Genomic DNA, 25,705 nt, shown 5'->3' on the forward strand with positions numbered 1-25,705 from the left:
GCCGGTGGCCGTTCATCTATGCGGGCACCATCCCGATGCCGGAGCAAACCCCCGGATCAGGTCGAACCCGTACACCACTTCCCTGGACGCAACCAGTGACGCGTTGAGTGGCCGTCAAAACTTCAGTCGCCTATCGGTTGTGGAACTCACCCGATCGTGTGGGGAGAAAGAAGATCTGGTCAACGCCTGGGATGAGGCATGGCAGCGAGCTGAACGGGATAGGCGCGGTCGAAAAGGGCATCTGGGCGAGTTCCGCGCTTTGCCAGCCGAGGTGAGGCAGTATGTTGAGCTCGGCATAGGTGAGATTTACAGCGTGTGTGAGCGCCACGGGGTTTCAAATGCCGAGATAGAGATGTATATGCGTCAATGCGCAGAGATGTCGCGCAAAACAGGGGTTCGTAGATTCTGGGGCGAGGCCCCCGAGTCTTGGAAGCAGTCCGTATCTCGGCCTTCCGGGGATGTGTCGGGAAAAATCGAAAGAGCTATATGGGGGGTGTTGGTGGAGACCTTCGGTGGAGCTGTAAATGGGGACCTATTGAACGGACTTACGAAGGCTGTACTTAGCGAGATTTCTCCATGCCGGGTGGCCGATGATGTCGGAGATTTAGAGCCCACTGAGTAGATATTTACCGAATACGTCGATGCGCAGGGGAGGTGGCTGTCCTTGGCGGGGCTCGCGAGTAATGACGGAGTACAGGAAGGGCGCTCGGTGGGAGATCTAAACGAGCAGAAACGGCGTAAACGGTGGAGTTGGCCTGAGAGGTGGCAAGTTGCACTGGCCGCGGCAGGTCTGTTGGTGGCGGTCATTGGCACGGTTGGACAGTACGTGCAGTAGCGCGGGCCACCCGCGAGTGCTGGTGGAACGTCACGGTCCCCCAGCTGTTCCCCCGCGGAGGGCAGGTCCCATCGATTCACCAGGTCGCGGAGGCGATGCAGGGTCAACTGTGAATCTGCCGGCTTTGCCCTTGGCGTCCTCGAGCTGGCGCACGCGCAGGGTTCGTCAAGGCATCGAAGCCGGGGCCGTCTATGGGCCGTCCCAAGGTGACCCACAACGACCAACGACGACAGACAACAAGAGCGCCTTTGCTGGTCAGGAAGGCAGTGCCTGTAGTCCACCGAGGTAGTCGAGCCAGAACGTCACTTCTTCGACGTGTGATCGACGCCTGAGCCGTTCGCCGGCGCCCCCGTTCCTGTTTCTCAGGGCGGGGGCGTCGTCGTATCGTGGGGGTACTGCTGTTCGAGAAGGGTTACGGGGATGTCCGAACAGGGCGACGGTGAGCGGGAGTTCGACATCAAGTGGGCGGATGCCGCCGACCACAAGGAGCCGTCCGCGCGGGCCCGGATGCTGGCCGCGCGCTGGAAGGAGAACCCGCCCGGGCCCGTGCCCTTCCGGGGCGATCCCGACCCGGTGCGGCACAGCAGGCGCCGGTCGTGGATGTCCACCGCCGTGGTGCTCGGCAGCGTTGCCGCGATCATCGTGCTGCTCGGGTACGTGAACCTCCGGGGACCGTACTAGAAAACGCCGCCGGACCGGAGAGCGCTCTTGTCAATACCCGTGCCTGCCAGGGGTGTTGGGCTGCATGATGTCGTTGAGCCCTTTGGGTGATCCGTCATCGGAGTCCGCGTCAAGATCGGTTGGTCAGGTGTGGCAGCAGCCCGTCCGCGCACAGCGATCATCTTCACGGCGATTCCCGTGGAGTACGACAAGGTCGAAGCGCATCTCACGCACGCCGGCGCGAAACGGGTGGCCGACCAGGCCGATCACGTCGTTCACGAGCTGATCGGCCTGGTGCCCTGGCGGGTCCACCTCGTCAGGACCGGCACCGGCAACACCGCCACCGCCACCTCGGTGAGCCGCCTGCTCACCGAGGTGAGGCCCGAGGTCGCGTTGTTCGTCGGTATCGCCGCGGGCCGGAAGGACGCCGCCCCCCGGGATGTCGTCGTCGCCGAGACCGTCTACGAGTACCAGCGGGGCAAGCAGTCCGCGGAGGGGTTCCAGGCCCGCCCCCGAAGCTGGGAGCCTCCGGCCGAGATCATCGGCACCGCCGAGCGGGTGGCCCGCGGGCTCGGCCCGCTGAGCACCTACACGATCCACTTCAAGCCGATCGCCTCCGGCGACACGGTGATCGACTCGCCGGCCGCCCCCGAGCACCGGATCATCCGGACCTTCTACGAGGACACCGCGGCCATCGAGACGGAGGGCGCCGGCTTCGCGAAGGCCACCCAGAGCCATGCCTCCAAAGGGCTCCAGTGGCTCCTCGTCCGGGGCATCAGCGATCTGGCGGACGGCGAGAAGAAGGCCTTGGAGGCCGCGAACACCCAGGAGCACGCCGCGCTCAACGCGGCCGAGGTCGCGGTCGGCGTTCTCCGCGCCCTCGACGTCGAGCCGCTCGCCCGGTCCCCCCGCACGCTGCCCACCCTGTCCCTGCGCCTGCCGGCGAGGGAGGGGAGGCCGCCTGCCGGGGCGGGGGCCGTGGCCGGGGCTGGGGCCGGGACTGGGGCGGGGTTCGAGCCCGGGTCCGGGTCCGGGTCCGGGGGGTCCGGGCCCGGGTCCGTGGCCGAGGGGGCGTCGCGGCCGGCTCCACCGCCGCGGAGGAGGCCAGTCGGCGCCGCGTGGGCGGGTCGGTCGGGTGTCCCGAAGGCGGGTCGGTCAGGCGCCTCGAAGGCAGGTCGGCGGCGGGTGGTCTGGACGGTTTCCTCGGTCGCCGCCGGCACCGCGCTCGCCGTCATCGCCCTCCAGTCGTGCGGGAACGGCCGCCCGGGCACCGGGGACGCCACACCGCTCTCCGCCTCCGCCACACTGCCGTCGTGCACGCAGGCGAACACCGTGCTGTACATAGCCGCCTCGGTCGACAAGTCGGAGCCGATGCGCAACGCGGCGGAGAAATACGGCCGCCGGACCGCCGACGGAAGATGCGTGGAGGTCCGGGTCGAGGACAAGAACTCGGGCGAGGCCATGCGCGCCCTCACCCGGGGCTGGGACGAGGACGACGGCAACCGGCCCGACGTCTGGGCTCCGGCCGGGTCCTCCTGGCTCGCGATGGCCCGGGCCGACGCCAAGGGCGAGGCCCGGGACCTGTTTCCCGAGCAGGCGAGTTCGATCGTGAAGAGCCCGCTCACCGTCGCGATGCCGAAGCCGATGGCCGAGGTGCTGGAGTGGCCGGAGAACGAGTTCACCTGGGGCGAGCTGGCCGACTGGTCGAGGAACGCCAAGGGCTTCTGGAGCGAGCGCGACCAGCCGAAGTGGGGCGACTTCAAGCTCGGCAAGACCAATCCCGGCTACTCCACCTCCGGGCTCAACGCGACGATCGGCGCCTTCTACGCCGCCACCGGCACCAGCGGCGAGCTGACCGAGGCGCGTCTGGACGACCCCGGGAACCGCGCGTTCGTCGAGAGCATCGAGCAGTCCGCGGTCCACTACGGCGAGACCACACTGACCTTCCTCGCCAATCTCCGCCGGGCGGACGAGACCAGCAAGCAGAAGGCCATGTCGTACATCTCCGCCGTCACGCTGGAGGAGAGCACCGTGGCGGCCTACAACGCCGGGCATCCGTGCGGTGCGCTCAGCAAGGACAAGGGCTGCGAGCAGACCTCCCCGCCGGACACGCCCCTGGTCTCCTTCTATCCGACGGACGGGATCCTCTACTCCGATCACCCCTACATCGAGCTGAACAGCATGAGCCCGGCGAAGCGGCAGGTGGCCGAGGACTTCCTCGCCTATGTGCAGAGCCCCGGAATCTTCGACGAGGTGTTCGCTCCCTACGGTTTCCGCACCCACGACGGAAAGGTCCGCGACAAGTCCCCCCTGCTCGACGAGAAGAGCGGAACCCTGCCCGAGACCAGGCTCGATCCCCTGTCCACGCCCCGGGAGGACGTCCTCAAGCACCTCCTGGACATCTGGCCCGCGCTGCGCCGGCCCACCAACGTGCTCCTTGTGATCGACACCTCGGGGTCGATGAACGACAAGATATCCGGCACGGGGGAGTCCAAGCTGGCGCGGCTGAAGCAGGCGGAGGCCGAGTTGTTCAGCGAGTTCACCGCGTCGGACCGGGTCGGGCTGTGGAAGTTCTCCGACGCCGAGGACCTGGGCGGCGATAAGGACTACCGGGAACTCGTGCCGATCGGTCCCTACCAGGGGAGGCTGACCGGCGGCACGCGGCAGAAGATGCTGGCCGAGAACTTCAGGGCCCTGGAGGCGGAGGGCGCGACCGGTCTCTACGACACCCTCGACGCCGCCACGGCCGCGATGCGCGAGGAGTACGACCCGAAGGCGATCAACGCGATCGTCCTGCTCACCGACGGGCGCAACGAGGACCACCGCAGCCTGTCGAAGGAGACGCTGCTGGAGCACATCCGGGACACCTCCAGGCCTCAGGTGCGGATCTTCACCATCGCCTACGGCAGCGAGGCCGACGATCTGGACCAGAAGGGCCGGACCGTCCTCCAGGAGATCGCGGACGCCGGGAGCGGGCAGATGTACGACGCCCGGCAGGCCGAGACGATCGAGCAGGTGATCACCAGCGTGATCTCCAACTTCTGAGCGCCTTCGGGCAGGTGCACACTGGCAGTGGGACGAGTGCCTGACTGCGCGGGGTGATGCAGATGCGGAGTCGCTTTGTGAGCGATCGGGGGCTGACCGCCCGGATGGGCGTCACGCTGTTCCTGCTGGGGCTGCTGTACGTGGTCTTCGTGGGCGCGCTGATCGTGCTGCTGAAGTCCTGGTTGCTGGTCGTGGTGGTCGCCGCGGGGTTCCTCGGGGCGCAGTACTGGTTCTCCGACCGGGTCGCGCTGTTCGCGATGCGCGGGCGGGTCGTGGAGCGGGAGGAGTATCCCGAGCTCCACGGGGTGGTCGACCGGCTGAGCGCGCTGGCCGACATGCCGAAGCCTGTCGTCGCCGTGTCCGAGATGGACATGCCCAACGCGTTCGCCACCGGGCGCAATCCCGATCATGCCGTGGTGTGTGTGACTACGGGACTGTTGCGTCGGCTGGAGCCGGACGAACTGGAGGGTGTGCTGGCGCACGAGCTGTCGCACGTGGCGCACCGGGACGTCGCCGTGATCACGGTCGCCTCGTTCCTCGGGGTGATCGCGGGGCTGATCGTGCGGTTCGCGTTCTACAGCCAGCTGTTCGGCGGGGGGCGGCGGGATCAGAACACCGCGGTCGTCTTCGCCGCTGTGATGGGGGTGTCGGCGGCCGTGTACGCGATCAGCTTCCTGCTGATCCGGGCCCTGTCCCGGTACCGGGAGCTGGCGGCGGACCGGGCGGCGGCGCTGCTCACCGGGCGGCCCTCGGCGCTGGCGTCCGCGCTGACCAAGGTCACCGGCGACATCGCCCGGATCCCGAGCAAGGACCTGCGCACGGCACAGGCCTTCAACGCGTTCTACTTCACCCCGGCACTGGGCCGCGAGCCGGGCTTCGCGCGGCTCTTCTCGACCCACCCGAGCCTGGAGCAGCGGCTCGACCAACTCGGTCGGATCTCCACCGAGTTGGGTGAGGCTGCGGCTCCCGGAGGGGCGTGAGCATGGGACTGCTGGACATTCTGCTCGGCCGTACGAGAGCCGTCGCGCCCGATCTGGACCGGCTCTTCGGGCTGCCCTCGGCGGCCGTGACCCTGGAGGCCGCCACCGGGTTCGTGCCGACCGGGAGCGGGGCGGTGTGCTTCGCGACCGTGGAGGGCGCCGCCTTCGAGCAGACGCACCGAGAGGTGCAGGCCCTGCTGGACGCGGACGCCGAGCGCGACGGACCGCCGGTGGGGCTGACGCGGGACACCTACGGTTACTCCTGGCTGGTCTCCGAGCGCACCCCCGACCAGCTCCCGCAGCTGGTCAACGACCTGCACGCGGTCAACAGCGCGCTGGAGGCGAACGGCTTCGGACCGCAGTTGCTCTGCTCCCTCGCGGGGTTCGGGAAGGCGGACCGGACCCTGGCCCTCGTCTACCTCTACAAGCGCGGCACCTTCTACCCCTTCGCGCCGCTGCCCGGAGAGGCGCAGCGGCGCGACAACGCGCTCGAACTCAGGGTGAAGGCAGCGCTGGGTGACGATCTGCGGCTGGAGGAGGACCTCGGCCGCTGGTTCCCGGTATGGGGTGCCCCCGGGCTGTGACCCGGCCCCGCATGTTGGCCCCTACCTGTTGGCCTTACCTGCCGTTACGGCCGCGCTCCTGACGGCGGGCCTCCATGGGGCGTTCGCGGCGGTAGCGGCGCTCCCACTTGGCCTGCGTGTCTCGGCGGTCGCGGTAGGAGCGGTAGTCCGACGGCATCGCGCCGGAGCCGCCCGACCGAGGGGTCGTCGACGCGTTCCGCCCGTACTGGACGTACAGGAAGAGCACGGCGACGGCGGCGAGCCAGTAGAGGGGGTTTCCGAACCCCATGACGACCAGGACGACGGTCCCGGAAAGGACGATGGTGCCCATGACGGGCCTCCGTGGGCGTGGGTGATGTCGATGTGGGCGAAGGTGCCGGCCGACGGGGCGCTGGGGGCGGGGCGTCCGACCGTCGGTGCGTCGAGAGTAGGTCCAGCCTAGGAAGCCCGTCACTCGGCGTGCATCCCCTTTTCCATCGACCTAGAGTCGGATCCAGTGCGCAAACGGCGCAATACGGGACTTAAGGGGTGCCCCAGGATGAGCGATCTCTTCGTCATCGCCTACAACGACGTCGCCACGGCGAACCAGGTGCGCGAGAAGCTGTTCGAACTGTCCAAGCAGCACCTGGTGGAGCTGGAGGACGCGGTGGTCGTCGAGCGCCACCAGGACGGGAAGGTCAAGCTGCACCAGGCCGTGAACCACACGACGACCGGCGCGGCGGGCGGCGCCCTGTGGGGCGGGGTGATCGGGCTGCTCTTCCTGGCCCCGCTGCTCGGCGCGGCGGTGGGCGCGGCGGCCGGCGCGGCCGGGGGCGCGCTGACGGACACGGGCATCAACGACGACTTCATGAAGAACCTCAGCCAGAATCTGCGCCCGGGCGCGGGGGCGCTGTTCGTGCTGGTGAAGAAGGCCGCGAACGACAAGGTGATCCCGCAACTGACGCCGTACGGCGGCGAGCTGGTGCAGACCTCGCTCAGCAAGGCGGACGAGGACCACCTGCGGGAGGCGATCGCGGCGGCCACGAAGACGCCGTCGGAGTGAGCATCCCGCTTCCGGCGCCGCGTCCGGCCCTGCTTTGGGCGCCTACGTGTCCGGATCGGCCCTGAGCACACCGGCCGCCACCGCCGCGCACAGAGCCGCGTGGTCGGTGGCGGTCTGGTCGGCGTAGGCGAGGGCGAAGTCGGCGACGGAGCGGTCGAAGGTGTCGGAGCCGCCGAGGTAGGCGGCCACGGCGATCCGGTCGCCGGAGCGGGCGTGCGCGCGGGCCAGCGCGGTGCCGCAGAGTTCGGCGTACCGGCGCAGTTCGGCCGGGCTCATGCCGGCGACGTCGGCGGAGCCCTTCATGTCGCGCAGTTGGCGCCAGTAGTAGGCGCGGCCCTGCGGCCCGGTCATCCAGCCGAGGAAGATGTCCCCGGCCGCCTGCATCAGCCGCTGCCCGGTGACGATACGGCGTCCGGGATGGACGTACGGCCCGGTCGGCAGGTGCTCCTCCAGTACGGATCTGCGTGCCTCCTTGATCTGGAGGAACAGCGGGTCGTCGGCGTCGCGGCCGGTGAGCAGCACGATGAAGCAGCGGGTGCCGACACTGCCGACGCCGACGACCTTGCGGGCCGCGTCGACGAAGCGGTAGCGGTCGAGCAGCAGTCGGCGCTCCTCGGAGAGGGTGGACCGGTAGTCGCTGAAGATCTTGCGCAAGGCGGCCGTGTCGGGGGCGCCGGCCGGTTCGAGGAGTGGTGGGTCGTGGATGATGCGGCGCCGGCCGTCGACGACCTCGGTGAGCTTGCCGAGGGCGTGCAGGCTGGTGCGGCGGCGGGCGCGGGTGAGGGTGGACTCGACCTTGCGCCTGCCGCGGCCGGTACGGGCGAAGGGCAGCAGGCTGTCGGCGTCGATGCGCTCGTACCAGACGGCGAGTTCGCCGAGTCCCGCCAGGCGGCGCATCTGCGTGCGGTACGCGCGCGTGGCGGCGAGTGCGCAGCGGCGGACGTCGGACTCGCCGTGGCCGTTCTCGCGGGCGGCGACGGCGAGGCTGGCCGCCAGCCGTTTGACGTCCCACTCGAAGGGGCCGGGGAAGGTCTCGTCGAAGTCGTTGAGGTCGAAGAGTAGGGCGCGCTCCGGGGACGCGTACAGACCGAAGTTGAGCAGGTGCGCGTCGCCGCACAGCTGCACGGTCAGGCCGGTGTGCGGGACCGCGGCGAGATCGGCGGCGAGCACGGCGGCGGCCCCGCGCAGGAAGGCGAACGGCGAGGCGGCCATCCGCCCGTAGCGGATCGGCAGCAACTCGGAGAGCCGGTCGCGGCCCTGGCGCTCCAGCACGGCGACGGGGTCGGGCCGGTCGACGGAGGGCAGCCAGCGGGCGTGGGCGGAGCGCGGTACGCGCTTGCGGGCGTCCTTGCCGCGGCGGGCGCGGTCCTCGGGGGTGCTCATGGGCGGCGCCGGGCCGCGACCCGGCCTGTGCGGAACGACTCCATCGGGCCTCCCGGACCACGCTGTCGGCCACCTCCTGATCGCAGTGAAGGACGGAGGTGGGGCGGCCGCATGTTGCGGTACGGCGAACGGGTGACGGACCGGATTGTCAGTGGTGTCCGCGAAGATGTGGATACGGCGGTGATGGGCGGAGGTCGGGTGGCGGGGGGCGGACGTGGGGTCAGGGAGCGGGTCGGGCTTGAGGTCGGGCAGGGGGACGGGATTGGCCTCCGGCTGGGGGGCGGGCCGCGGGACGGCCTGGCCTCCGGCTTGGGGGCGGGCAGCGGGGCTGCAAGAGGGCAGGCAGCGGGTCTGGCATGGGGTCAGACGTGAGGTCGCGCAGCGGGACGGGCTTGGGATCAGGCATGAGGCCGGGCAGCGGGGACGGGCTTGGGATCAGGCACGAGGTCAGGCAGCGGGACGGGCCTGGCCTCCGGGTTGAGGGCGGGCAGCGGGGCTGCAAGAGGGCAGGCAGCGGGTCTGGCATGGGGTCAGACGTGAGGTCGCGCAGCGGGACGGGCTTGGCCTCCGGCTGGGGGGCGGGCGTGAGGGTCGCGCGGCGGATCGGGCTGGGATCAGGTATGAGGGCAGGCACGAGGTCAGGCTGCGGAGCGGGCATGGAGGTCAGGCGTGGGTGACGGCGGCGGGCGGTACATCGGGGCGGCCGAGCGGCGGGCCCGGCTCGCGGTGCGGCATCGGCTGGCCGGGGAGGCTCGGGCCGGGAGTCCCGAGGAGGTCGCCCGTGCGCTGGTGGCGCTGCACGGCACCGATCCGGCGTCGGTGTTCCTCGCCGTGGGGGCGCGGCTGGCGGAAGCGACGAAGACGGTCGGGGACACGGAGCGGGCCCTGTACGAGGACCGATCGCTGGTGCGGATGCACGGCATGCGGCACACCGTGTTCGTGTTCCCGACGAACCTCACGGCGGTGGTGCACGCCTCGACGGGACTCACGGTCGCCGCCCGGGAACGCGCCGCGCTGGTCAACGACATGGCGAAGGCGGGGGCGCCGGACGCGAAGTGGCTGCGGGAGGTGGAGGCCTCGACGCTCGCGGCCCTCGCGCGTCGCGGGCAGGCGACGGCGGCCGAACTCGCCTTCGACGAACCGCGGTTGCGGGAGCAGTTCGTGTACGCGGCCGGGAAGAGCTACGAGGGGGTGCACTCCGTCTCGTCCCGGCTGCTGCGGGTGCTGGGGGTCGAGGGGAAGGTGGTGCGGGGGCGGCCGCTCGGCTCCTGGACGTCGAGTCAGTTCCGGTGGGCGCCGGCTCCCGAGCATCCCGAGCTGGATCCCGGCGAGGCGCAGGCCGAGTTGCTGCGCCGGTGGCTGGCGGTGTGCGGGCCGGCGACGGAGGCGGACCTGAAGTGGTGGACGGGGTGGCGGGTGACGGAGGTACGGCGGGCGCTGGCCTCGATCGGGGCGGAGGCGGTCTCGCTGGACGAGGGCACGACGGGATACGTCGTCGCGGGCGACTCGGGACCGGGGCCTGAGCCTGGGCCTCCGTGGGCGGCGCTGCTGCCGGCGCTGGATCCTACGGCGATGGGGTGGCAGGGGCGGGACTGGTATCTGGCGCCGGAGCTGCGGGGAGCGCTGTTCGACCGGAGCGGCAACGTGGGGCCGACGGTGTGGTGGGACGGACGGGTGGTCGGGGGGTGGGCCCGGCGGGCGGACGGGGAGGTGGTGTTCCGGGTGCTGGAGTCCTCCGGGGTGGGGCGGGAAGGGATGGCGGCGATCTCGGCGGAGGCCGAGCGGTTGCGAGCGTGGGTGGGCGCGACGCGGGTGACACCGCGATTCCGGACGCCGCTGGAGCGGGAGCTGGCGGGGTGAGGCGGGGGGTGGGACACGCGGTCCGGCGCTTGCCGGGTGCCGCCGCGCCCACCCGTGCCGCCCCGCGGCACGACGGCCCGCAGCTAGGCGGGTACTACCGAGCCGCAGCTACACGTCACCTCGAGTAGCGCATCAGCGCTCGGACCATGTGGCACGTCGTGTCCGACGGCGGGTGTACGCCGATCTGTTCCGCCGTGTCGCGGATCGTCTCGTTGCGGGCCTGGTTGGGCATGTAGACGCCCGAGTCGAGCAGGGCTATGGCGAGGCGCAGGGCCTTGAGGCGGCGGTTGTGGGTGATGTACCAGTCACGCGGGCGGCCCGGGGGCAGCGGGCGCTTCTCCAGCGGCGCGTACGGCAGGTCCAGCAGGACAGGGCGCTTCGCGGTGGACTGGGTCGGCAACGGCTTCGGCTTCAGTGCGGCAGCGGGCACGGGCATCCTCCTGTCGCGGTCGGGGCGCCGTCGTCCGGACACTCCGGCGACACCCTCGAACACTGCTACCAGTGTACTGCCCACCACTGACATTCAGCAGTCCGCCAAATCCATCAAACTCCCTGGTGAGCAGGGTAATTGTCGGTCTGTCACGGCAGCTTCGGGTGGGGTTCCTGAGGACGGAAGAAATCGAACAGAGCCGATCCCCGGACCCACCGATTACCGTGGTGCGCATGGAGATCTGGATCAACCCCGCCTGTTCCAAGTGCCGCAGCGCCCTGACCCTGCTCGACGCCGAGGGCGCCGACTACACCGTCCGCCGCTACCTGGAGGACGTACCGACCGAGGACGAGATCCGCGCCGTACTCGAGCGGCTCGGCCTCGAACCGTGGGACATCACCCGCACCCAGGAGGCCGCGGCCAAGGGACTGGGGCTGAAGGACTGGGCGCGGGACGAGGACTCCCGGGAGCGGTGGATCACGGCCCTCGCCGAGCACCCCAAGCTCATCCAGCGCCCGATCATCACCGCGGAGGACGGCACCGCGGTCGTGGCCCGCACCGAGGACGCCGTACGGGACGCGCTGTCCCGAAAGTGACGTACCCCTACGGTTGTTGAGACTTCGTCGCTCGGGGTGAGCACAACCTCCGCGCGCTATTACCCTCCGCCGCCATGACCTTCCAAGATCATCGAACGCCGTACGGCCCACCCGCCCCGCCGGACCCGCAGGCCGCTTGGGCGGCCGCCGTGACGGGCAGCGTCCTGGCCGTAGCCGTCTTCGCCGGTTCCCTGCTGCTCCTGGGCCGTGGCGGAGAGGACACCGCGGCGGCCTCGGAGTCGTCCGCGAGCACCACCCCGGAGCCGCCCCCACCCCGGCGGGACTGCCGACCGTGCCGCCGGGGTCGTCCGGAGTCTTCGAGCGGTTGATGACCGTGCGGTCCGTCGTGTTCGCCAACGGGCAGTGGGGCGACGGCTCCGAGAGGTGAACGGCCCCCGGCTCCGGAAGGCTGCCGAGCCCCGGCTCCACCCCAACTCCCTTGTGATGCACGTCACTTCGGTGACTCCTGTAACCGCTGAGTAACTTCGTTCGGTATCTCGTACATAGCGGCGTACAGCTCCCCACCTCCCAGGAGGCGCGTATGTCACGCAGGAGAACACTCAGTACGAAGAAGAAGGTCGCGCTGCTCGTCAGCGCGGCGACCGTCGCGGGCGGTGGTGCCTTCGCCATGGCGGCCACCTCGAACGCCGCGCAGTCGCCGAAGTCGGCCGCGGAGTCGAGTGTCTGCCAGGGCCTCGCCACCGCGCTCGGCAACAACGAGCGGTTCATCGAGGGCCAGAAGGCGAACCCGGACGCCCAGTCGCAGGCCCGCATCGCCAACCGCGAGGCGGTCATCGCGCAGATCAAGGTCCAGCAGGAGGCGTCCGGGTGCGTCGTCGGGGAGTCGGCTCAGGGCTCCCAGGCGGCACAGCCCGCCGCGCCGCCCGCCCAGGGCCAGCAGTCGGCGCAGCCCTCGCAGCCGGCCCAGCCCGCTCAGCCCTCGCAGCCGGCGGACCAGGCCGGCGCCGGGGAGCAGGTCTGCAACGGCTCCACCGTCACCCTCTCGGGTGAGGGCGGCGCCCCGGCCGCGTCCAGCAACCAGTTCCCGGCCGGCACCAAGCTGAAGGTCACCAACCTGGACAACAACAAGTCCACGACGGTGGAGGTCACCTCGGTGTCCGGCTCCTGTGTCCTGCTGAACAACGCGGCCTTCGAACAGGTCCGTGAGCCCGGCAAGTTCCTGATCCGCCGGGCAGTGATCGAGAAGGTGGGGTGAGTCTCGGACCGCCGAGCCGCATCACGTGTCCGGCCCTGCCGCTCCCGACCAGGAGCGGCAGGGCCCGCGTATATGCGGACCCGCCCCCTCACACCGTGAGTCGCGCCACACCACCCCCAGGTAACACGGGGTTCACATTCGAGCAATGACCGGGAAATCGCCTGTTGACAGGCTCGCGGGCATCAAGCGCGGCGCCCCAGTGCCGCAGCGCCGCAGCACCCGCAGTGCGCCTAGAGACCCACCCCGAAGGATGTGTCCCGTGACCTTCAAGGCTGAGTACATCTGGATCGACGGCACCGAGCCGACGGCCAAGCTCCGCTCCAAGACCAAGATCATCGCGGGCTCCCCCGCCGGTCGCGACGCGCTGCCGATCTGGGGCTTCGACGGATCCTCCACCAACCAGGCCGAGGGCCACGCCTCGGACTGCGTGCTCAAGCCGGTCTACACCTGCCCGGACCCGATCCGCGGCGGCGACGACATCCTCGTGCTCTGCGAGGTCCTGAACATCGACCTCACCCCGCACGCCACGAACACGCGTGCCGCGCTGGCCGAGGTCGAGGCGACCTTCGCCGCCCAGGAGCCGATCTTCGGCATCGAGCAGGAGTACACGTTCTTCAAGGACGGCTACCCGCTCGGCTTCCCCAAGGGCGGCTTCCCGGCCCCGCAGGGCGGCTACTACTGCGGTGTCGGCGCCGACGAGATCTTCGGCCGTGACGTCGTCGAGGCCCACCTCGACAACTGCCTGAAGGCCGGTCTCGGCATCTCCGGCATCAACGCCGAGGTCATGCCCGGACAGTGGGAGTTCCAGGTCGGCCCGCTGGCCCCGCTGGAGGTCTCCGACCAGCTGTGGGTGGCCCGCTGGCTGCTCTACCGCACCGCCGAGGACTTCGGCATCGCCGCCACCCTCGACCCCAAGCCGGTCAAGGGCGACTGGAACGGCGCCGGCGCGCACACCAACTTCTCCACCAAGGCGATGCGCGAGGGCTACGACGCGATCATCACCGCCTGCGAGTCCCTCGGCGAGGGCTCCAAGCCGCTGGACCACGTCAAGCACTACGGCGCCGGCATCGACGACCGCCTGACCGGTCTGCACGAGACCGCCCCGTGGGACAAGTACTCCTACGGCGTCTCGAACCGCGGCGCCTCGGTGCGTATCCCGTGGCAGGTCGAGAAGGACGGCAAGGGCTACATCGAGGACCGCCGTCCGAACGCCAACGTCGACCCGTACGTGGTGACCCGCCTGCTGGTGGACACCTGCTGCTCCGCCCTGGAGAAGGCCGGCCAGGTCTGATCCGCAGCCTCCCGGTAAGGGGCGCCCGCCGACCAGGCGGGCGCCCCTTCTGCGTATCGTGCGCTGCCATGGAGATCGACTGGGGGAATCTGGAGCACGCCTACGGCTCCGCCGAAGACGTGCCCGGGCTGCTGCGGGCCATGGCGTCCGAGGACGCGGAGGTGCGCGAGCAGGCGATGCAGGAGCTGGTCTCCTCGCTGTGCCACCAGGGGACCGTCTACCCGGCCTCGGTCCACGCCGTACCGGAACTGGCCCACCTCGCCCTGGAGGGCCCCGGCCACCGCACCGACCTGCTGTGGCTGCTCGGCGGCATCGCGGACGGCGACGGACGGGCCGAACTGCGCGCTGCCGCGCGACGGGCCGTGGCCGTCGAGCTGCCGCCCCTGTCGCACCTCGCGCACGACACCGACGCGCGGGTACGGGACGCCGTCCTGCTCCTCATCGCCGCGTGCGGCCAGGAGTACGCGCTCCCGCTGCTCCCCCTGCTGCGGGCCCGGCTCGCCGAGGAACCCGACCCGGAGGTGCGCGGCAAGGTCGTGACAGCGCTGGCGCTGCTGGACGCCGGCGACGGCGGCTGGCGGCACGCCCTGCTCGCCGACCTCGAGCCCCGGGTGCGGATCGCGGCGGCCGAGGACCTTCTCCGTACGGCCGAACTGCCGCTCCCCGCTGACCTGGTGGACGCCGGCGCGCGGGCGTACGCCGAGGACCCGCACGAGCGGTACGGCGGCTACTGGCCCGTCCCCTACGCCCCCTTCACCGACCGGCTCCTCGACGACCCCGACGCCGCCGTCCGGGCCCTGCGTCAGGGCGTACCGCTGGCCTTCGAGATCGTCGGGCGCTGGCGGGACCGCGAGGCGGACGTCCTGCCGTGGCTGCCGCCCGAGTTGGATTCCTGGGAGCTGCAGGATCTGGCCCAACTGGTCCGCGAGCTGCCACCGGAGCTGCACGCGCGCGTACGGGAGCTCGCACGGCCCTACCTCAGCGGCGACCCGCTCATGCGGGCGGCGGCGGTCACCGCGCTGGCCCACGCGCGGGCACCGGAGGCCGTCGAGGAGGCCGTACGCCTGATCGAGGAGGACTCCGGAGCGGCGCCCGGGCCGTACAACGTGTTCCGGGCGGCCGTGGCCGCGGCCGATTCCTTCGGGGCCGACGCGCTGCCCGTGGCCCGGGCGGTCGCGCGGAGTGTGGCGCGGCGGCCCGAGCACATCTCGCCGTACCTCATAGGGCTGTTGAAGAGGTACCCGGAGGTGGCGGCGGAGATCGTCGACGAACTGGCCGCCCTGGTGCCGCGACTTGAGGGCGGGTACGCCTGGAACGCCGTGTCCGTGCTCGGGCGGCTCGGTCCGGCCGGTGGGGAGACGGCCGAGCGGGCGCTGCGGGAGGCGACCGGGGTCGACCACCCCGACCTGCGGCTGCGTGCCGCCGTGGCCCATCACCGGGTGAGCGGGGAAACGGAGTTGGCCCTGACCGTGCTGCGACGGGAGCTGGAGCGGGGCGAGTCGTCGTGGCCCGCGGGCCGCGCCGGGAAGCTCGGCCCCGCGGCCGCGCCCCTGCTGCCGCTCATCGAGCCGTTCCTCGCCCCCGGTCGGGTGGCGTCCTACCGGGCCGAGGCCGCGCTGGCCGTGTGGCGCATCACCGGCCGGACCGAGGACACCGTCGAGCTCATCGCCCTCGTCCTCGCCTCGGCCGAGCGGTTCCACCCGCGGGAGCTCGACGCCGTGAAGGCGCTCACGGAGATCGGTCTCGTCCCCCGGTTCGCCGTGCCTGCGCTGCGGCGGGCGGCCGAGTCGCCGTGCCGGGTCGCCTCCGGCCTCGGGGTCGGCGAGGGCCGCCACCTCGACTGCACGGTCCGGGACGCCGTACGGGCGCTGCTGGCCACGGCGGACGTGACCGACTGAGGAATGTCGCGACCCCCCGTTTGATCTGCTGACGGCAGAGTGCTGTTCCCTCACCCGTCCCGGCCGGGCAGAGTCACCGGTATGAGACTTCTGATGCTGGGCGGTACGGAGTTCGTGGGGCGGGCCGTCGTGGAGGCGGCCGTCGGGCGCGGGTGGGAGGTGACCGTCTTCCACCGGGGGCGGCACGAAGCACCGGACGGGGCGCGGGTGTTGCACGGTGACCGCCTGGCCGAGGACGGGCTCGCGGCGCTGGCCGAGGGCGAGTGGGACGTCGTCGTCGACACCTGGTCCGGGGCACCTCGCGCGGTGCGCGACGCGGCGCGGCTGCTGCGGGACAGGGTCGGGCGGTACGTCTACGTGTCGAGCTGCTCGGTGTACGAGTGGGCCCCGCCCGCCGGATACGCCGAGGACGCCACCGTGGTGCCCGGAGCGTCGCCCGACGCCGAGCACACCGAGTACCCGCAGGACAAGCGCGGCGCCGAACTGGCCGTCCTCGACGCCTTCGGCGCGGAGCGTTCGGCGCTGGTGCGGGCGGGGCTGATCATCGGGCCGTACGAGAACGTGGGCCGGCTGCCCTGGTGGCTGAACCGGATGGCCCGCGGCGGCCCGGTACTGGCCCCCGGACCGCGGGACATGCCCCTCCAGTACGTCGACGGCCGCGACCTCGCCGACTGGATACTCGGCGCCGCCGAACAAGGGCTCAGCGGGCCGTACAACCTCATCTCGCCCTCCGGGCACGCCACCATGGGCACGCTGCTGGACGCCTGCGCGGCGGTCACCGGCGGTACGGCCGAACTGCGCTGGACCGAACCGCAGGTGATCCTCGACGCCGGCATCGAACCCTGGGTGCAGCTGCCGGTCTGGGTTCCGCCGGGCAGCGACATGCACGACGCGCTGCACAGCGCCGATGTGTCGAAGGCGGTCGGGACGGGCCTGCGCTGCCGGCCCGTCGAGGAGACGGTCGCCGACACCTGGGCCTGGCTCCAGGACCTCGGCGGCACCGCGCCGCAGCGCGTGGACCGGACCGCGAAGGGACTGGACCCCGAGGTGGAGGCGAAGGTGCTGGCCTCGGCGGGGGGTGTACCTGGCACCACCCCCTGAGCGGGGTCCTCGGCCCCGTGACCCGGTCACCCGGCTCGTCCAGACTTACGGCATGACGACGACAGAGACGAAGAGCGGCAGCCGGGCCCGGGGCATGGTGACCGCGGCAGTGCGCGGACTGGGACTCTCACTGGTGCTGCTGCCGGGGGCGGTGCTCTGTTTCACGCTCACCCTGGTGTCGATCGCGCTGATCCCGATCGGAATCGGGCTCCTCACAACGCCCTTGATGATCAGTACGGTTCGGGCGTTCGCGGACTGGCGGCGGGTGCTGGCGGCCCAGTGGGGCGGGGTGAGGATCCCGTCGGCGTACCGGCCGATACCGAAGGGCGCGAACCCCTGGACCCGTACCTTCGCGCTGCTCCGCGACCCGGCGACCTGGCGGGACCTGCGGTGGCTGCCGGTGGACATGACGGCCGGGTTCGTCACCGCGCTGCTGCCCGCGGTGCTGGTGCTGTACCCGCTGGAGGGGTTCGCGCTGGCGGCCGGGCTGTGGCGGGTCATGACGGGCGGGCCGTACGGCGAGTACGGGCCGTACTGGTACGGCTTCGTGCCGGTCAGCGACCAGACCTCCGCGTTCGGCGCCGCCGCGCTCGGCGCCGTCCTGCTCGTCCTCGCCCACCGTTACGCCGTGAGCGCCTTCCAGCTCCACTTCCGGCTCACCAGGGCGATCCTCACCCCCAGCGCGGCCGAACTCGCCGAGCGTGTAAGGGTGCTGACCGAGACCCGGCGGGACGCCGTGGACACCTCGGCGGCCGAACTGAGGCGCATCGAGCGGGATCTGCACGACGGGGCGCAGGCCCGGCTGGTCGCGATGGGCATGGACCTCAGCACGATCGAGCTGCTGATCGAGAAGGACCCCGAGCAGGCGAAGCAGCTCATTGCGCAGGCCCGCAAGTCCTCCGTCGACGCCCTCGCCGAACTGCGCGACCTGGTGCGCGGGATCCATCCGCCGGTCCTCGCCGAACGCGGACTCGGTGACGGCGTACGGGCGCTCGCGCTGCGGCTGCCGACGGCCACCGAGGTGACCGTGGAGCTGTCCGGGCGGGCCGAGGCACCGGTGGAGTCGGCCGCGTACTTCGCCGTCAGCGAGGTCCTCACCAACGCCGTGAAGCACTCCGGCGCCGACCGGATCTGGGTCGACCTGCACCACCGGGACGGCATGCTGCGCGTCACGGTCACCGACAACGGCCAGGGCGGCGCGGTGATCGGCGCCGGGTCCGGGCTGGCCGGGGTGGAACGCCGACTGGGTACATTCGACGGCGTCCTGGCCGTCAGCAGCCCCGCGGGCGGTCCCACCATGGTCACCATGGAGATCCCTTGCGCGTTGTCCTAGCCGAAGACCTGTTCCTGCTGCGGGACGGACTCGTCCGGCTCCTTCAGGCCTACGACTTCGAGATCGCCGCCGCCGTCGAGAGCGGCCCCGAGCTCGACAGCGCGCTGGCCGAACTGGAGCCGGACGTCGCCGTGGTGGACGTACGGCTGCCGCCCACGCACACCGACGAGGGTCTGCAGTGCGCGCTGCGGGCCCGCCGGGCGAGACCCGGCCTTCCGGTGCTGGTGCTCTCGCAGCACGTGGAGCAGCTGTACGCGCGGGAGCTGCTCGCCGACGGGGTCGGCGGAGTGGGGTATCTGCTCAAGGACCGGGTGTTCGACGCGGAGCAGTTCGTGGACGCCGTACGGCGGGTGGCGGCCGGCGGCACCGCGATGGACCCGCAGGTGATCCAGCAGCTACTGACCCGGCGGGCGGCCGAGGACCGGCAACCGCTGGACCGGCTGACCCCGCGGGAGCGGGAGGTGCTGGAGCTGATGGCGCAGGGCCGGTCCAACGCGGCCATCGCCGCCCAGCTCGTCGTCACAGAACGGGCCATCGCCAAGCACACCTCCAACATCTTCGCCAAACTGGACCTGGAGGTCTCGGACGACGACAATCGCCGCGTCCTGGCGGTTCTCGCCTATCTGGACCAAGGGCGCTGAAATGGCAAGCCCCGAAGGGTAGTTGCCGTGAAATTTCTGAGACTGCTGAACACCTCTGGGACTTCGTCCGTATGGAACGGAGCCGCTTCACTCCTGTCGGGCGCCTCGCTGCCCCGCAAGGAAGTCAGAGGAGTTCCATGGGACGCAACACACGAAAACGCCGTACGCCGCTGGCCACCAAGGCCATAGCCGCATCGGCGGCCCTAGCGCTCGGTGGGGGCGGGCTGATCTGGGCGAACTTCTACGCATCCGCGCATGAATCGGGCACGGATCAGAACCGGACGAGGTCGGCCGCGGCGCAGATCGCCACGATCGACTGTCCCGACGTCGGCCAGCAGCTGACCAGCGTGCCGGACCAGGCCCGTGGTGAGGTCGACGGGGAACTGGCCACCCTGGACCAGCAGATCACCGAGGCCTACCAGCGGCTCGCGACCACACGCGCCGCCCAGGCGGGAGACGCGAGCTACGTCCAGAACGCCATCCTCCAGCCGCTCAAGGACCGGCGGAAGGCGATCATCGACCGGATCCAGCTGGAGATCAACCGCGTCGGTGGCAGTGCTTCCGAGGACCTGGACAACCTGTCCGGGTGCACCGGCACACCCGCCGAGCAGCCGCAGACCAACGACGGCGAGGCCGGCCAGGGCCAGGACCAGAACGGCGACGGCCAGGACCAGGGTGCCGGCCAGGACCAAGGCGATGGTCAGGACCAGGGTGACGGCCAGGACCAGGGTGACGGTCAGGACCAGGGCAACGGCCAGGGCGGCAACGGCCCGACCGCGGACGACTTCGTCGACATCACGCAGGTCCAGGCGAACGCCCAGCCCGGCGTCGGCGCCAACGGTCTGCGGGCCAACGGCCGGTCCGGCTCGCGGGGCACCTTCACCACGAAGTGCGGCACCAACAGCAACGACAACCACAACACCGACAACGTGATCGTGGCCCCGGGTGTCAGCAACGGCGCCCACCACCTGCACGACTACGTCGGCAACCAGAACAACGACGCGTTCGCGAGCGACCAGGAGCTGGCCGGGGCGCAGACCACCTGCCAGAACCAGGGCGACCGGTCGTCGTACTTCTGGCCGGTGCTGCGTCTGCAGGACGGTACGCAGGACTTCGACCAGAACAACGCCGGCGGTGGCACCGAGGGCAACGTGGGCAAGATCCTCGAACCCGTCCAGGCCCAGCTGAAGTTCGTCGGCAACAAGCGGGGCAAGGTCGTCGCGATGCCGCAGGCGCTGCGGATCATCACCGGTGACGCCAAGGCCTTCGTCAACGGCAACGCCAACGCGAACGTCAACTGGAGCTGCACCGGCTTCGAGAACAAGGTCCAGCTCGAGGACAAGTACCCGATCTGCCCCCAGGGCAGTGACGTGGTCCGCACGACCAACTTCCAGAGCTGCTGGGACGGCCAGAACATCGACAGCGCCAACCACCGTACCCACGTGGCGTTCGTCCAGGCCGACGGCACCTGCGCCAACGGCTTCAAGGCGATCCCGCAGCTCCAGGTCCGGCTGGTCTACGACGTTCCCGCCCCGACCATCGAGAACGGTCAGGTCGTGAACCCGTACGCGGTGGACAGTTTCCCGGAGAACCTGCACAAGCCGATCACCGACCACAACGACTTCATCAACTTCTTCTCCACGAGGCTGATGAACAAGATGGTCAACTGCATCAACAACGGCCAGCGCTGCCAGTGACGCCATGAGGAAGGCCGGCGGTGAGAACCTCTCACCGCCGGCCTTCGCGCGTGCTCACGTGCTCAGTGGTCCGAGGAGTGCTCCTCGGAATGCCCGCCGGTGTGGGCCGTGTGGTCCGTGCCCTCCTCGAGGTCCCCGCCGAGGGTCTCGCGCAGCGCGGTCAGGGTGCTGGTCTCGTCGCCGACGGCCACCCACTTGCGGCCGACCAGGTAGTGACCGCCGTAGTCCTTCGCGCCGTTGATCCACTCGCGCTGGCCGCGGTCGGTGGCGAAGGTGGCGAGGATGAACTTGCCGTCGCCGGCCTTCGCTCCGCTGTCCTTGCAGATGGCCTGGCGGATGTCGTCGGCGTCGATCTGGATGTCCGGCGCGCAACTGACCTCGGCGGCGAGCTGCTCCAGGCTGCCGGACGCCGTCTCGGGCACGTCCTGCCCCTCGTCGGAGCCTCCGGAACCACACCCCGCGAGCACGAGCGCCGCGATCACCGCGAGCACCGGTCGGGTCACCTTCATCTGTTCCTCCTACAGGGGCCTCCCGATGGATACGGCTCCCGCGCGCTGAGCGCTCAAAATACCGATGCTCCCGTGCACGCGCGCGTGCGAGAGTGACGCCCGTGGACCAAGACTGGGAAGACCGCGTGAGCGCCGCCTGGGCGAGCTTCGACGACTACGCCGAGGAGGAGGCCGCCGACTTCCGGGCCGTGATCGACGCCCTCGTCGCCGAACTCCCGGACGGCAGCCCGCTCGGCCCCTTCGAACAGGCCTGCGCCTGGGACTCCACGGGCCACTCCGACAAGGCGGTGCCGCTGTACCGGGAGGCCCTGGAGCGGGGTCTGTCCGGGTACAAGGGCCGCCGGGCGAAGATCCAGATGTCCAGCTCGCTGCGGAACACCGGGCGGGCGGAGGAGGGCGTCAAGCTGCTGACGCCGGAACTGGACGCGCCCTCGGACGAGTTGGACGACGCGGTACGGGCCACCCTGGCGCTGTGTCTGTCCAGCCTCGGCCGGGACCGGGAGGGCCTCTCCCTGGTGCTGGGCGCGCTGGCGCCCCATCTGCCGCGCTATCAGCGGTCGATGGCGAACTACGCGCGGGACCTTATCGAGCCCGGGACGTGAGTCGAGCCCGGGACGTGAGTCGAGTCCGGGTGTGGGTCACCCGGGTGGCGGTGACCAACCAACGGTTCGCTCGTTTGGCTGGACGTGCAGTCACAGGATGTCGCCCCGCGCCCCACACCCGCCTCCGACCCCGTCGTCGACGTCGAACAGGCCGAGGCGGCGCTCGTCGAGCACTACCCCCGTCTGGTCCGGCTCGCCTACCTGGTCCTGCCCCCGGGCCTCGGCCGCAACCGGCGCGTCCTGACCGCCCACGCCCTCACCCAGCGGGCCCTGCCCCGGGGCCGGACGTCCACGCCCGTGATCCCGGCGCAGTCGACGGGCCGTGAGGGAGACCCCGGGTACGCCTTCGTGCGGCTCCAGGTGGTGCGCACCGCGCTGGAGGCGGGCCTGCCGCTGACGTTCAGGGCGTGGCCCAAGCGGTCCCAGCTTCCGCCGCTGCTGCCCCAGGTGCGGGGCCTGCGGCTGTTCCCGCGCTCGGGCGGCGCCGACGAACTCGCCCTGGACCAGCGGCTGTCGGCCCTGTCCGGCGCGGCGCGCGCGGTGTACGTCCTGCGCGGCCTGGAGAAGCTCCCCGACGGCGACGTACGCGAGGTGCTGACGGCGGCCGGGGTGCCGGACGTGGACGCGGCACTGGAGCAGGCGGACACCGTCGAGGCCCAGTACGCGCTGCTCGACTCCCCCGAGTTCGACCCCTGTTCGCTCCAGGCCCGGCCCACCGATCTGATGCGCCGGCGTCAGCACATGAAGGCCGCGCTGGTCGCGGGGGCCGCCCTGGTGGTGTGCGGGGCGCTGCTCGGGCTGCCCGGCGAGGGGTGGGGTCCGGACGGCGCGGCGGCTCCGTCGTACGCGAAGAACCCGGCCGCCGAGGCCGCGCTCGACCCGAGCCGGCTGACGAAGGTGGCGCCGGCCGCCTGGCAGACCGCCTCGCGCACCGACTTCTCGGTCTGGCCCGCGCGCGGCGAACTCACCGCCGACCGGGCGCTGTTGCGCCGCGCCCTGGCCGTCTGGGCGCGCCCCAGTGAGCGCGTCCGCGTCTCGGTCACCCCCGGCACCCCCTCCGGCGGCCCCTCGGGCCCGCCGCAACTGCTGTACGCGGGCGTGGTCGACAACGCGCGCGTGGTGATCCTCTACGACGGACTGCGCATCGCCCGCTACGCCGAGCCGAAGGACGGCACGGCCGGTGCCGCCATGGACTTCGCGCGGGTCGACGGCGCGACCGGCGCCGAGGCGAGCGCCGTGGTGCTGGGCCGGTCCGACGGCAACGTCCGCTATCTGATGGCGCCGTGGGTGAAGAAGGCGGCCGAGCGGGATCTGCTGAAGCCGTCCTCCGGGGCGATGGCGCTCACGCTGACCGAGGGCGTGACCTCGCCGCTGGCCAGTCCGGCCGCGCAGGAGTCGAACTGCACGTCGTGGAACGTCCTCCAGGTGACCGACGACAGCGGTACCCGCGTGCTGTCGGACCTCGGCGAACTGGTCCCGGCGCGGCTGACCACCGGGCGGCCGGGCTCCGCCAAGGACGCCTCCGGCGCGGAGGAACTGCGCACCTGGGCGCCGTACGCCTGCTCGCTGGCCGCCGTGCGGGTGCAGGGGGTGCGGACGGTGAACGCCTGGGAGTACGCCCACCAGCCGCTGCCGGACGCGAGCGGCACCGCGGACTGGGTGTGCACCCGCGCGGAGACCTGGCGGGGCGGCGGCACGCGTGTGCTGGCGCAGTTCCGCACGCCGGGCGGTGCGTACGGCGCGGTGGCGGCGAAGGCGGAGAACGTCCCGGCGTGCGGTCCGCGGGATCCGCATGTGCTGGCCGGAGTGCTGTGGAAGGCGCAGGGCGGGTCCTGGTACCTGCTGGCGGCCGGCAGCCGGGACACGGCGTCGGTCCGCACGACGGGCGGGGTGGAGGCCTCGGCGCAGGGCTCTTTGCTGACGGCGGAGACCGAACAGGGCGCGCAGGCCGAGCTGAAGGGGACGCTGGAGAGCGGACGGGCGATCAGCGGACTGCGCTGAGTCCTGTTCCGGAAGTCGGTGCACGAGGGTTCCCCTCGGACTTACCCGTCAGTACATTGACGCCATGTCTAACAAGCAGGCCCGGGTGCCCCTACCCGTCGAGGACGAGCGCATACCGCTCAAGGCGCGCAAGGTGTCCTTCTCGTGGGAGGACACCCCGTTGCACTGGGTGCCGGGGGACCCGTTCACCACGCACACCATCAACGTGCTGCATCTGCTGCTGCCCGCCGGTGAGCGGTGGTTCGTGCACGTGTACAAGCAGGTCCTGCCGTACATCCGGGACGAGCGGCTGCGCGAGGACGTAATCGGGTTCATCGGCCAGGAGGCGATGCACTCCCAGGCCCATGACGAGGTCCTGCCGCACCTGCGGGAGCTGGGGCTCGACCCGACGCCGTACATCGCGCAGGTGGACTGGTTCTTCGAGAAGCTGCTCGGGGACCGGACCCTGCCGCCGGGACCGGCCCGCCGCTGGTGGCTGATGGAGCGGGTCGCGCTGATCGCGGCCATCGAGCACTACACCGCCTTCCTGGGCGACTGGGTGCTCAACGCCGAGGAGCTGGACCGGCGCGGTGCCGATCCGACCATGCTGGACCTGCTGCGCTGGCACGGCGCCGAGGAGGTCGAGCACCGCTCGGTGGCCTTCGACCTGTTCATGCATGTCGACGGCGGCTATCGGCGGCGCGTGCGGACCTGGGCCCTGTCCTTCGCCGCGCTGGTGTTCCTGTGGCAGCGCGGGACCCGCTTCTTCATGGCGAACGACCCGACCCTGCCGGCCGGCAAGGCGAGCTTCAAGGCCTTCTACCTGCGCGGCCGGCGCGGGGTGCTGCCCACCACCGGGGACATGCTCCGCTCGATCCCCACCTACCTGAGCCGGACGTACCACCCCTCCCAGGAGGGCTCCACCGAGCAGGCGGTCGCGTACCTGGCCTCCTCCCCCGCCGCGCTCGCCGCCGAGGCCGCGCAGGAGGGCGCCAAGTGATGCCGCGACTCGGAACGGTCCTCGTCGTCACCGGGGCCGCGCTCCTCACTCGGCGCGCCCTGCGCCGCCGCATCCAGGGCTCGCCGCTGTGGCCGATGCCCGCGCTGGAGGAACCCACCTCCGGGCGGCCCCGGTCCCGGGCGCTGCGGCTGCTGGTGACCGCGCACGAGAAGGTCGCCGACGGTGTCGTACGGCTGCGGCTGGAGGGCCACGACCTGCCGCGCTGGGAACCCGGCGCGCATCTGGACCTGGTGCTGCCCTCGGGGCTGGTCCGGCAGTACTCGTTGTGCGGGGACCCGGCGGACACCTCGTCGTACACCGTCGCCACCCGGCTGGTCCAGGACGGGCGGGGCGGTTCGCGCGAGGTGCACGAGCAGCTGGCCGAGGGCATGGAGCTGGAGGTGCGCGGGCCGCGGAACCGGTTCCCGCTGGTCGAGGCGGAGTCGTACGTCTTCGTGGCGGGCGGCATCGGGATCACGCCGATCCTGCCGATGCTGCGGGCCCTGCCGGAGGGGGCCGGGTGGCGGCTGCTGTACTGCGGGCGGTCACGGGAGTCGATGCCGTTCGTGGACGAGCTGGAGAAGCTGGACCGGGTGACGGTCGTCACCGGGGTGCCGGATCTGGACGCGCTGGAGGTGCCGGAGGGCGCCGCCGTCTACTGCTGCGGGCCGGAAGGGCTGATGGCGGCGGTCGAGGCGCGGTTCCCGCGGGTGCACTTGGAGCGGTTCACACCACGTGCCACCGCGCCGGGGGCCGCCTTCGAGGTCGAACTGCGGCGCAGTGGACGGACGGTGACCGTGCCGGCGGGCTCGTCCGTGCTGGCCGCCGTGCGCGAGGAACTGCCGGACACGCTGTACTCCTGCGAGCAGGGGTTCTGCGGGACCTGCCAACAGCGGGTGCTGGAGGGCGAGGTGGACCACCGGGACGAGCTGCTGACGGACGCGGAGCGTGACGACTCGATGCTCATCTGTGTCTCGCGGGCGCGCGGTGAGCGTCTGGTGCTGGACATGTGAACACCCTTGGCCGGTGCGGCCCGTTCTCGG

General features: G+C 71.2%; 22 protein-coding genes. 18 read left to right on the plus strand and 4 right to left on the minus strand.

What is annotated here, in order from left to right:
• The first annotated feature begins 1,255 nt into the window (after positions 1–1,255).
• The 4 genes from AC068Z_RS27535 (at position 1,256) to pspAB (ending at position 6,104) form a co-directional block, all read left to right on the plus strand.
• Positions 1,256–1,516 carry an SCO2583/SCO2584 N-terminal domain-containing protein gene (locus AC068Z_RS27535; RefSeq protein ID WP_478561031.1) on the plus strand — a complete coding sequence of 87 codons (261 nt, stop codon included), beginning with the start codon at positions 1,256–1,258 and terminating at the stop codon, positions 1,514–1,516.
• A 129-nt stretch (positions 1,517–1,645) separates the two neighbouring features.
• Positions 1,646–4,540 carry a substrate-binding domain-containing protein gene (locus AC068Z_RS27540; RefSeq protein WP_478561034.1) on the plus strand — a complete coding sequence of 965 codons (2,895 nt, stop codon included), beginning with the start codon at positions 1,646–1,648 and terminating at the stop codon, positions 4,538–4,540.
• 62 nt (positions 4,541–4,602) lie between these two features.
• Positions 4,603–5,520: a zinc metalloprotease HtpX gene (gene htpX, locus AC068Z_RS27545; RefSeq protein WP_478561037.1), complete on the plus strand. Its 918-nt coding sequence runs from the start codon at positions 4,603–4,605 to the stop codon at positions 5,518–5,520.
• A gap of 2 nt (positions 5,521–5,522) precedes the next feature.
• Complete coding sequence (gene pspAB, locus AC068Z_RS27550; RefSeq protein WP_478561040.1) at positions 5,523–6,104, plus strand: PspA-associated protein PspAB; 582 nt, start codon at positions 5,523–5,525, stop codon at positions 6,102–6,104.
• Between the two features lie 34 nt (positions 6,105–6,138).
• On the opposite strand, the gene AC068Z_RS27555 is transcribed toward pspAB, so the two are convergent.
• On the minus strand, positions 6,139–6,414 hold the full coding sequence (locus tag AC068Z_RS27555; protein WP_478561043.1) for a hypothetical protein: 276 nt from the start codon (positions 6,412–6,414) through the stop codon (positions 6,139–6,141).
• A 207-nt stretch (positions 6,415–6,621) separates the two neighbouring features.
• Between AC068Z_RS27555 and AC068Z_RS27560 the strand changes: the two genes are divergently transcribed.
• Positions 6,622–7,125, plus strand: a complete 504-nt coding sequence (locus AC068Z_RS27560) for a DUF1269 domain-containing protein (protein ID WP_478561046.1) — start codon at positions 6,622–6,624, stop codon at positions 7,123–7,125.
• A gap of 42 nt (positions 7,126–7,167) precedes the next feature.
• Here AC068Z_RS27560 and AC068Z_RS27565 read toward each other — a convergent pair whose 3' ends face one another.
• The gene (locus AC068Z_RS27565) at positions 7,168–8,508 is read right to left on the minus strand and encodes a DUF2252 domain-containing protein (protein WP_478561049.1); all 1,341 of its coding nucleotides are present in this window, start codon (positions 8,506–8,508) and stop codon (positions 7,168–7,170) included.
• A 669-nt stretch (positions 8,509–9,177) separates the two neighbouring features.
• Between AC068Z_RS27565 and AC068Z_RS27570 the strand changes: the two genes are divergently transcribed.
• Complete coding sequence (locus tag AC068Z_RS27570) at positions 9,178–10,368, plus strand: winged helix DNA-binding domain-containing protein (RefSeq protein ID WP_478561052.1); 1,191 nt, start codon at positions 9,178–9,180, stop codon at positions 10,366–10,368.
• A gap of 115 nt (positions 10,369–10,483) precedes the next feature.
• Here the strand turns inward: AC068Z_RS27570 and AC068Z_RS27575 are convergent, their stop codons facing one another.
• On the minus strand, positions 10,484–10,798 hold the full coding sequence (locus AC068Z_RS27575; RefSeq protein WP_478561055.1) for a hypothetical protein: 315 nt from the start codon (positions 10,796–10,798) through the stop codon (positions 10,484–10,486).
• 233 nt (positions 10,799–11,031) lie between these two features.
• On the opposite strand from AC068Z_RS27575, the gene AC068Z_RS27580 reads away from it, so the two are divergent.
• From AC068Z_RS27580 to AC068Z_RS27615, 8 genes are all read left to right on the plus strand, one after another.
• On the plus strand, positions 11,032–11,394 hold the full coding sequence (locus tag AC068Z_RS27580; RefSeq protein WP_478561058.1) for an arsenate reductase family protein: 363 nt from the start codon (positions 11,032–11,034) through the stop codon (positions 11,392–11,394).
• Between the two features lie 541 nt (positions 11,395–11,935).
• Positions 11,936–12,610 carry an RlpA-like double-psi beta-barrel domain-containing protein gene (locus tag AC068Z_RS27585; protein WP_478561061.1) on the plus strand — a complete coding sequence of 225 codons (675 nt, stop codon included), beginning with the start codon at positions 11,936–11,938 and terminating at the stop codon, positions 12,608–12,610.
• A gap of 259 nt (positions 12,611–12,869) precedes the next feature.
• Positions 12,870–13,901 (plus strand): glutamine synthetase, encoded by a 1,032-nt coding sequence (gene glnII / locus AC068Z_RS27590; RefSeq protein ID WP_478561064.1) that lies wholly within the window; start codon positions 12,870–12,872, stop codon positions 13,899–13,901.
• 68 nt (positions 13,902–13,969) lie between these two features.
• The gene (locus tag AC068Z_RS27595; protein WP_478561067.1) at positions 13,970–15,799 is read left to right on the plus strand and encodes a DEAD/DEAH box helicase; all 1,830 of its coding nucleotides are present in this window, start codon (positions 13,970–13,972) and stop codon (positions 15,797–15,799) included.
• 81 nt (positions 15,800–15,880) lie between these two features.
• Positions 15,881–16,900 carry an SDR family oxidoreductase gene (locus AC068Z_RS27600; RefSeq protein WP_478561070.1) on the plus strand — a complete coding sequence of 340 codons (1,020 nt, stop codon included), beginning with the start codon at positions 15,881–15,883 and terminating at the stop codon, positions 16,898–16,900.
• Between the two features lie 52 nt (positions 16,901–16,952).
• Positions 16,953–18,233, plus strand: coding sequence for a sensor histidine kinase (locus tag AC068Z_RS27605; protein WP_478561073.1), 1,281 nt, complete (start codon positions 16,953–16,955; stop codon positions 18,231–18,233).
• The gene (locus tag AC068Z_RS27610; RefSeq protein WP_478561076.1) at positions 18,218–18,874 is read left to right on the plus strand and encodes a LuxR C-terminal-related transcriptional regulator; all 657 of its coding nucleotides are present in this window, start codon (positions 18,218–18,220) and stop codon (positions 18,872–18,874) included. The genes AC068Z_RS27605 and AC068Z_RS27610 overlap by 16 nt, the downstream gene beginning before the upstream one ends.
• 137 nt (positions 18,875–19,011) lie before the next feature.
• Entirely contained in the window at positions 19,012–20,571 is a 1,560-nt protein-coding gene (locus AC068Z_RS27615) for a DUF1996 domain-containing protein (RefSeq protein WP_478561079.1), read from the plus strand.
• Positions 20,572–20,633: 62 nt separating this feature from the next.
• Here AC068Z_RS27615 and AC068Z_RS27620 read toward each other — a convergent pair whose 3' ends face one another.
• Positions 20,634–21,080 carry a hypothetical protein gene (locus AC068Z_RS27620; protein WP_478561082.1) on the minus strand — a complete coding sequence of 149 codons (447 nt, stop codon included), beginning with the start codon at positions 21,078–21,080 and terminating at the stop codon, positions 20,634–20,636.
• 101 nt (positions 21,081–21,181) lie between these two features.
• On the opposite strand from AC068Z_RS27620, the gene AC068Z_RS27625 reads away from it, so the two are divergent.
• The 4 genes from AC068Z_RS27625 to AC068Z_RS27640 all read left to right on the plus strand — a co-directional run bounded on the left by AC068Z_RS27625 (position 21,182) and on the right by AC068Z_RS27640 (position 25,675).
• Entirely contained in the window at positions 21,182–21,682 is a 501-nt protein-coding gene (locus AC068Z_RS27625) for a tetratricopeptide repeat protein (RefSeq protein WP_478561085.1), read from the plus strand.
• An 84-nt stretch (positions 21,683–21,766) separates the two neighbouring features.
• Complete coding sequence (locus AC068Z_RS27630) at positions 21,767–23,683, plus strand: hypothetical protein (RefSeq protein ID WP_478561088.1); 1,917 nt, start codon at positions 21,767–21,769, stop codon at positions 23,681–23,683.
• A gap of 64 nt (positions 23,684–23,747) precedes the next feature.
• Positions 23,748–24,662, plus strand: coding sequence for a metal-dependent hydrolase (locus AC068Z_RS27635; protein ID WP_478561091.1), 915 nt, complete (start codon positions 23,748–23,750; stop codon positions 24,660–24,662).
• Positions 24,662–25,675 (plus strand): PDR/VanB family oxidoreductase, encoded by a 1,014-nt coding sequence (locus AC068Z_RS27640; protein ID WP_478561094.1) that lies wholly within the window; start codon positions 24,662–24,664, stop codon positions 25,673–25,675. Before AC068Z_RS27635 ends, AC068Z_RS27640 begins: the two co-directional genes overlap by 1 nt.
• The last annotated feature ends 30 nt before the right edge of the window (positions 25,676–25,705 follow it).

This window comes from Streptomyces sp. NPDC043726, from assembly GCF_056436565.1.